Origin of the sequence: Novosphingobium sp. (assembly GCF_049240505.1) — a bacterium.
In the GTDB taxonomy this organism is placed as follows: Bacteria; Pseudomonadota; Alphaproteobacteria; order Sphingomonadales; family Sphingomonadaceae; genus Novosphingobium.
This window is the reverse complement of sequence record NZ_JBMLSM010000197.1, coordinates 1-6,478: the sequence shown is the minus strand read 5'-3', so window position 1 is coordinate 6,478 and position 6,478 is coordinate 1. Positions and strand designations below refer to the sequence as shown.

Here is a 6,478-nt window from a genome sequence, read left to right as displayed (position 1 = left end):
GACAACACAGACGTCCGGCTTCACATCACCCATCATTCGCCAGCAACTCCACGATTCGGCGCGAAGTCTGCCCATCCCCGAACGGGTTGTGCGCGCGCGCCATTGCCGAATAGGCAGCCTTATCGTCGAGCAGGATGAAGATTTCGGAAACGATGCGATCCACATCGGTGCCAACGAGCTTTGCGGTGCCTGCGGTGACGCCTTCGGGGCGCTCGGTCGTCTCGCGCATGACGAGGACGGGTTTGCCAAGCGCGGGCGCTTCTTCCTGCACGCCGCCCGAATCGGTCAGCATGATCTCGGCAATGGAGAGCAGGCGGGCGAAATGCGGGTAATCGAGCGGTTCGATCATCGCCACATTAGCAAGGCCCGAAAGCGCCGCGTCCATCACCTTGCGCACGTTGGGGTTGGGGTGAACCGGGAAGACCAGCGCCACGTCATCGCGCGCGGCAATGCGGCGAATGGCTTCGGCAATGTTTTCAAGCCCGCCACCGAAGTTTTCGCGGCGATGGCTGGTGACGCCGATGATGCGTTTGCCGGCAAATCGCGCTTCGATTTCTGCAAGACCGGAGGCGAGGGCGGGTTCGGCGGCGATTTTCGCGGTGACCCAGTGCAGCGCGTCGATCACGGTATTGCCGGTGATATGGACGGCGGCGGGATCGACGTTTTCGGCCAGCAGGGCGGCGGCGGAAACGTCTGTCGGCGCGAAGTGCAGCTTGGCGATGGTGCCGATGATCTTGCGGTTCACCTCTTCGGGCCAGGGGTGATAGATGTTGTGGCTGCGCAGGCCCGCTTCGACATGGGCGACGGGCAGCTTGCGGTAATAGGCGGCCAGCGCGCCGGACATGGCGGTGGCGGTATCGCCCTGAACCACGACCCAATCGGGCTGCACTTCGTCCATCACTTTGCCAAGGCCGGTGAGCAGCGCGGCGGTGAGCGCGTCCAGCGTCTGGTCCGGGCGCATAAGGTCAAGGTCGTGATCCGGCACGATGCCTGAGATTTCCAGAACCTGATCGAGAATGCCGCGATGCTGTGCCGATACGCAGGCGACGACGCGGAAGCGCGGGTCATCGCGCAGGGCGTGGACCACGGGGAACAGCTTGATCGCTTCGGGGCGGGTGCCGAAGATCAGAAGGATTGTCTTGACCATATCGGCCTCAATAATCCGTGAGTGTTAACCGTGAAATAAGAGCCTCGATTTAAGCATGGCCGGGATTGGACGCGCATAGCGTCAACCATGAAAGGCCATTTGCCCCGTGACCGTACAGTTTCCGCCGCTTGCGCCTGCCTCTGCACATGGCCTCGATCCGCTGGTTAATGCCAACACCCGCGTGGTTGTGCTGGGGTTGGGCTATGTCGGCCTGCCGCTGGCAGTTGCGCTGGCCAAGCAATTCTTCGTGACCGGGTTCGACATCGACCAGCAGCGAATCGGTGAGCTGTCCGAAGGGCATGACCGCACGCGCGAGATCGAGCCGGAGCGGCTGGCGAAATCGAGCCTTGGGCTGGTGAGCGATGCCAATGTCTGTCCGCCGAGCGACTTCTATATTGTGACCGTGCCGACGCCGATCGACGGGCAGAACCGGCCCGATCTGCGACTGGTGGAAGCGGCATCGCGCACCGTGGGCAAGATGCTGCGCGCTGCGGTTGACGAGGGTCGCGCGCCGGTGGTGGTCTATGAAAGCACGGTCTATCCGGGCGTGACCGAGGATATCTGCGGACCGATCCTTGAGCAGGTTTCGGGCCTGAAATGCGGGGTGGATTTCTTCCTTGGCTACAGCCCCGAACGCATCAATCCGGGCGACCGCGAACATACCATCGACCGTATCACCAAGGTGGTTTCCGGCCAGACGCCCGACGTGCTTGAGCGGGTGGCCGATCTTTATAATGCCATCACCAGCGGCGGGGTGTTCCGCGCGGCATCGATCAAGGCGGCTGAGGCGGCCAAGGTGATCGAGAATGCGCAGCGCGATATCAACATCGCCTTCATGAACGAGATCACGCAGATCTTTTCAAAGATGGACCTCTCCGTCTGGGACGTGCTGGCGGCGGCGGGGACGAAGTGGAACTTCCTGCCGTTCACGCCGGGTCTGGTCGGCGGGCACTGTATCGGGGTGGACCCCTATTACCTTTCGGCGCGGGCCGAGGCGCTGGGGCATGATCCGCAAGTGATCCTTGCCGGGCGCGGGGTGAACGATGGTATGGCCAAGTGGCTTGCGGGCGAATTGCACGCGCAGCGCGGCGGCAAGCCCGGCAGCGTGCTGGTGCTGGGGCTGACCTTCAAGGAAAACGTTCCCGATCTGCGGAATTCCAAGGTGGCAGATGTGATCGCCGAACTGCAGGCGCTGGGGCATCAGGTGGCGGTGCATGATCCGCACGCCGATGGGGCCGAAGCGTTGCTGGAATATGGACTGCATCTGGCGGGCGATGCCTTTGAGCAGACTTATGACATGGTGTTTCTGGCCGTGCCGCATAAGTATTATCTGGCTGCCGGGGCCGAGCGGATTGCGGCACTGGTGGCGCCGGGGGGCACGCTGGCGGACCTTAAAGGTGTGCTGGGTGAGCGGGCCGACTGGCGGCTTTGAGCGTTTCCGTCATGTCCTGCGCCCCCGCGAAGGCGGGGGCCTCGGTGGTGTTATGGAGCGGTGGTTGAAAGCGCCACGTGTTACGCAAGGGTCGCGTAAAAGGCCTGAGGCCCCCGCCTTCGCGGGGGCGCACCAGTTTTCGTAGTTTGGTCCAGTTTTGAAGGTAAGTTGCCAGCATGAAAGTCCTTGTTACCGGAGCCGCGGGCTTCATCGGCTATTCGCTCATCACTCGCCTGCTGGCGCGCGGGGATGAGGTTGTCGGCGTCGATGTGGTCAACGATTACTATGACCCGGCGTTGAAGGAAGCGCGGCTGGCGCGGTTGGTGGAGCAGGGGGGCAAGCGCTTCAGCTTTTGCCGCACCGACTTTGCCGATTATCCGGCGCTGACCGCCGCACTGGCGGACAAGCAGTTCGAACGCATCGTCCACCTCGGCGCGCAGGCTGGCGTCCGCTATTCGATCGAGAACCCGCACGCCTATGTGCAGGCCAACCTTGTCGGCCATCTGAACCTGCTGGAAGTGGCGCGGCATCGCGGGGCGGAGCACATGGTCTATGCCTCGTCATCGTCGGTCTATGGCGGGAATACCAAACTGCCCTTTTCGGTGGAGGACCGGGTGGATCACCCGCTCTCGCTCTATGCCGCCACAAAGAAGGCGGACGAGCTGATGAGCGAGACATATGCGCACCTCTATCGTCTGCCACTGACGGGGCTGCGGTTCTTCACCGTTTATGGCCCTTGGGGGCGGCCTGACATGATGATGTGGCTGTTCACCAAGGCTATTCTGGCGGGCGAGCCGATCAAGGTGTTCAACCACGGCGACATGTACCGCGATTTTACTTATGTTGATGATATCGTTTCAGGCGTGATGGCCTGCCTCGACAATCCGCCGCCCGATGATGGCGCGATGAAAGCAGGCGGCAGCGAAAAACCGCACCGGCTTTACAACATCGGCAACCACAAGTCCGAACACCTGATGAAAGTGATCGGCATTCTGGAAAGCGAACTGGGCCGCAAGGCGGAGATGGAAATGCTCCCCATGCAACCGGGCGACGTGCGCCAGTCTTTTGCCGATATTGACGCGATTTCAGGCGATCTGGGGTATCGGCCTACGACCAGCATCGATGTGGGCGTGCCCAACTTTGTGCGGTGGTATAAAGAATTTCATGGGGTTTGAGGGGATTAAGGAAAGCGTGTTGTCATCACTTTTCCACCGTTTTCCAGCGCGTCTTCCATCAGACTTTTGGCCTGCACAATACACCCGGTTGCGAAGATCAACTTCATATCATCCTCTGCACTTCCCTTGAGGAAAGGCGCAAATTTGTGAAGTGACGCTTTTAGAGCAGGATGGTCAAAGTCCAGCGGCAAGAAGCGATGCGCAAATGCATTCCTGATATCTTTAATAGCAAGGATTCTGCCGTGGTTTTGAGGGCCGAATATGGCCAAAGCCAAACCCATTTGGATTTTTGCAGAGAAAGAACCGAATGGAGCATTTGGACCTCGAAACCACCCGTCAGCAATGTCTTTCCCCGGATCAACAATTCGGCATCTTATGGCGATTTCGAGACACTCTTCGACTAATGCGGCTCCCATAATTGCGCAGCTTCGATCGTCTACCTCAATTAACGTTTTCAGATACTCTTTCACATTCCCCATTTCAGGTTTTTCGCGGGTTAAACTCTGAATCGAAGGCATTTTCTTCCCGCGAGCTGCCTCGTGTGAGGTCCTATCTTTCCGCATTTTTGCCGTAGCCTCGTCCGCATGGTTTTCGACTTGGGATCAAAAGTTCACACCTGAACGAAAGATCGCATTTTTGCATCAGCAAACAAGAAAAACGATTAGATTTACCCGGCGAAACCTACCCCTCATCCGCAAAGGCCGACAAGAACCCATAGCCCGTTGCCACCAGCCGCACGGGGCAGTCCAGATCGGCCAGCATGGCGCGGGTGGTTTCGCGGTTGGTTATGATCCGCCAGCGTTCGTGGGCTGCGACTTTGCCGGCTTGCGCCAGATCGAGTGCGGCGAGGAATTCGCTTGGGCTGGGGGCGCAGGTTGCGAGGCCTTCTCCGGCCAGCGCGGCTTCGGTGAAATCGAGGGCTGCGGCGAGGCGTGCCTTGGTGTTGACGTCATCGATCATCGCGCGTCGGTGCTCGGTCAGGATGGTGCGGATTTCGGGCGCAGCCGCTCCGCCATCGCGTTCCAAGACGGGAAGGTTAGCGGCCCATGCTTCGGGCGGGCAGCGGCGTTTTTCGGGTGTCATCGCTTCGAACGGGCGGCTTTCCAGCGGATAGATGCGGCAGATGCGCGGGCGGGCTTTGTAGTTGCCGCAGCGCATGTCTGGCAGCAGGTGGGGGCAAGGGCCTTCGTGCCGGGCGACGAGGCGCAGATTGATCCGAAATGGCACTTCGCCGACCATTGCGGGGATCGTGGTGGCTTTGCGCCACTGGATTGCGGGATCGGTTTCGTCGGCATCGTCAGCCCATGCCCAGCCTTCGGCCAGCAGATCGACCTGATGGCCGTTGGCGGCCCAGACCTGCGCTTCATCGACCGACAGCGTGAGGCGCAGGTCATGGCAGCAGCGCCCGCATTGCGTGCAGTCGAAAGTGATCTCCATCACGGCAGTTAAGCGGAGAGCGAGCGCGGGAGACAGCGCAGTTCCCGCCGTTCTGGATTGAAAAGCCCCGGTCCTTGCGAACCGGGGCCTTTCGTGTGTGGACAGGCAGCTTGAGGGAGAGGGAGCGCTGCCTGCCCTTATCGTGATCTTGCGATCAGAAGCGCACGCCCAGCGTGACGTTCCACGTGCGCGGATCGCCGTAGTAGGCGGTCTGGATGTTGCCGACCGAACTGAATTCCTGCCCATCGGTCTTGTAGAGCGTGTTGCCGACGTTGCGCAGCGTGCCGCGCAGGTAGAACTTGTCGAAATCGACCTGAGCATAGAGATTGCCCAGCCAGTAGCCGTCTTCGGTAAGGCCGGGGCGGTTGTCTACCGAGAGGAAGTGCTTGTCGACAAAGCGTGCGTCGCCGCCCAGCGTGAGCGAGGCTTCGCCCAAGGGCACGCGGTATTCACCGCCAAGGCGCAGGGTGAGCGGCGGGGCGAAGGCCGGGCGGCAGGTGATGGCCTGACCGGTGGGGTTGCAGCTGAACGCCGGTGCGCGGCGGCCGTCGTTGAACTCCTTGTAATCGGCATCGAGGTAACCGATCGAGGCGAACAGGGTGACCGGATCGGCGGGGCGCACGTTCATGTCGAACTCGAAGCCCTGAATGCGCAGCTTGCCAGCATTGAGCACGGGGAAGCTGCCGCCGGTGATGCCGGTGTTGCCACCGCCGACGCGGGCCTGAAAGTTTTCGTAATCCGAATAGAACGCGGCTGCCGACAGGTTCACACGGCCATCGAGGAACGAGCCTTTCGCGCCGACTTCATAGGTCCACACAGTTTCGGGCTTGAACGTGGGGACGACGACGGTTGCGCCGTTCACCACCTGCGTCACATCGCCGATGCCGTTGACGCGGCCATTGAAGCCGCCCGATTTGAAGCCGCGGCTGGCCGAGGCATAGACCATCGTGTTCTGCGAAGGCTTGTACGAAAGCGTTGCGGATGGGGTCCACGCTTCGTAGGTCACGCTGTCAGCCGTGTTGAACGGCGCGGGCAGGTTGTTCGGGAAGGTGAAGGTGCTGCGGATCACGATAGCCGGGAAGACCGGGCTGGACGTGGTTGCCGTGGTGGTGCGGAAGTATTCCTTCGTCTCGCGCGTGTAGCGCAGGCCTGCTGTCAGCGCGAGCGCATCGGTGAAGTCATAGGTCAACTGGCCGAAGGCGGCGTAGGACTTGGTGTTCTGCTCGTCATCAATCGTGCGCAGGAAGTTCAGCGGCGTGTTCACATAGCGCAGGTAGCTGTCGGCAT

General features: G+C 60.9%; 6 protein-coding genes. 2 read left to right on the top strand and 4 right to left on the bottom strand.

Annotation, left to right across the window (positions count from 1 at the left end):
• Positions 1–25: 25 nt before the first annotated feature.
• The gene (wecB, locus tag ACOVQ0_RS15800) at positions 26–1,147 is read right to left on the bottom strand and encodes a non-hydrolyzing UDP-N-acetylglucosamine 2-epimerase (RefSeq protein WP_421886527.1); all 1,122 of its coding nucleotides are present in this window, start codon (positions 1,145–1,147) and stop codon (positions 26–28) included.
• A gap of 106 nt (positions 1,148–1,253) precedes the next feature.
• Here wecB and ACOVQ0_RS15795 point away from each other — a divergent pair, with 106 nt between their 5' ends.
• A complete protein-coding gene (locus ACOVQ0_RS15795; protein WP_421886524.1) occupies positions 1,254–2,579 on the top strand; it encodes a nucleotide sugar dehydrogenase in 1,326 nt (441 codons plus the stop codon).
• A gap of 176 nt (positions 2,580–2,755) precedes the next feature.
• Complete coding sequence (locus ACOVQ0_RS15790) at positions 2,756–3,754, top strand: GDP-mannose 4,6-dehydratase (RefSeq protein ID WP_421886521.1); 999 nt, start codon at positions 2,756–2,758, stop codon at positions 3,752–3,754.
• Positions 3,755–3,759: 5 nt separating this feature from the next.
• Here the strand turns inward: ACOVQ0_RS15790 and ACOVQ0_RS15785 are convergent, their stop codons facing one another.
• From ACOVQ0_RS15785 to ACOVQ0_RS15775, 3 genes are all read right to left on the bottom strand, one after another.
• Positions 3,760–4,272, bottom strand: a complete 513-nt coding sequence (locus tag ACOVQ0_RS15785; protein WP_421886518.1) for a hypothetical protein — start codon at positions 4,270–4,272, stop codon at positions 3,760–3,762.
• A gap of 163 nt (positions 4,273–4,435) precedes the next feature.
• Positions 4,436–5,191, bottom strand: coding sequence for a YkgJ family cysteine cluster protein (locus ACOVQ0_RS15780; RefSeq protein ID WP_421886529.1), 756 nt, complete (start codon positions 5,189–5,191; stop codon positions 4,436–4,438).
• 154 nt (positions 5,192–5,345) lie between these two features.
• Positions 5,346–6,478 (bottom strand): TonB-dependent receptor (locus ACOVQ0_RS15775; RefSeq protein ID WP_421886515.1); only part of this gene is annotated, 1,133 nt, incomplete at its 5' end.